Consider the following 1,091-nt stretch of genomic DNA (forward strand, 5'->3'; position numbering starts at 1 on the left):
GCGGGAGCGGGCGCGGGGCCCGCCGGAAAAGCCCGAATCCCGAAACCCCGCGAACAGATGCCGCTTTCGTCGGCGCCCCCGCCCGGAAGAGGAAGATCATCCCGATCACCCGACATCGCGACGACACAATGCCAAATCGACAAATCAATGGAACGATGCGGTGGTTCGGAAAAGGGCGGCCCGTTCCGGGAAAAAATTTCCCGACCTTCCGGCTTCGCCGACCCCGGGAACACCGGGAACACCGGGGACACCGTCGCGGTGGTCGCCTCCCCGGCGGCGGACCGGCTGGTGGCCGCTACGGAGGCCGCGGCGGCGCGGGCCGGCGAGGCGGTGCTGAGCGCGGTCGGGGAGGAGGGGACCCTCCTGCTGTGCGCGGACGACGGCGCCGTGCTCGCCGTGTGCCGGGCCGCGGCGCGTGCCCCGGACGATCCGGCCGGCCCGCTGACCGTGGGGCTCTCCGGTCCGGTGACCGCACGGGAGATCCCCGCCGCCCGCCGTCGGGCCCTTCGTGCCCTGCTGGTGGCCAGGCGGAGGGGTCGGGCCTGCGCGGAACACGACGAGGTGGTCGACGGCTCCCTGCCGGAGCTGCTCTCCGACGAGGCGGCCCGCGGTTTCGCGGAATCCCGCCTGCGGCCGCTGCGGGAGCACGACGCCCGGGGACGCGGTGATCTGGTCGCCTCGCTGCGCGCCTGGCTCGCCCGACACGGCCAGTGGGACGCGGCCGCCTCCGACCTCGGTGTGCACCGCCACACCCTGCGTTACCGGATGCGGCGGGTGGAGGAGATCCTGGGGCGCGGACTGGACGACCCGGACGTGCGGATGGAGCTGTGGCTCGCGCTCAAGGTCGCCGAGGCGGAGGGCGATCCGGCGGACGATCCCGCCGGCGGTCGAACCGACACGCCGTCCGCGCGGCCCGCTGAACACCTCGCCCGCGACCGGTGAGCCCCGGGCGGGGCGGCCGTCCCGTGTTCCGCGCCCCGGGAAGCGCCCCCGAGGTGTTCCCGCGCCCGCTCGCCCTGCCGAATCGGCGTGCCCGTCGTGCGGAGTGCGCCGTGCCGGACAAGGATGGGGCGGGGGCGGCACCCCTACCG

The 1,091-nt window shown here is 75.1% G+C and carries 1 pseudogene; it reads left to right on the forward strand.

The window, feature by feature from the left end:
• Positions 1–252: 252 nt before the first annotated feature.
• Positions 253–942, forward strand: a pseudogene (locus FNQ90_RS27825) (PucR family transcriptional regulator); the annotation flags it as partial.
• Positions 943–1,091: the final 149 nt, after the last annotated feature.

Origin of the sequence: Streptomyces alkaliphilus (genome assembly GCF_014141535.1) — a bacterium.
GTDB lineage: Bacteria > Actinomycetota > Actinomycetes > Streptomycetales > Streptomycetaceae > Streptomyces > Streptomyces alkaliphilus.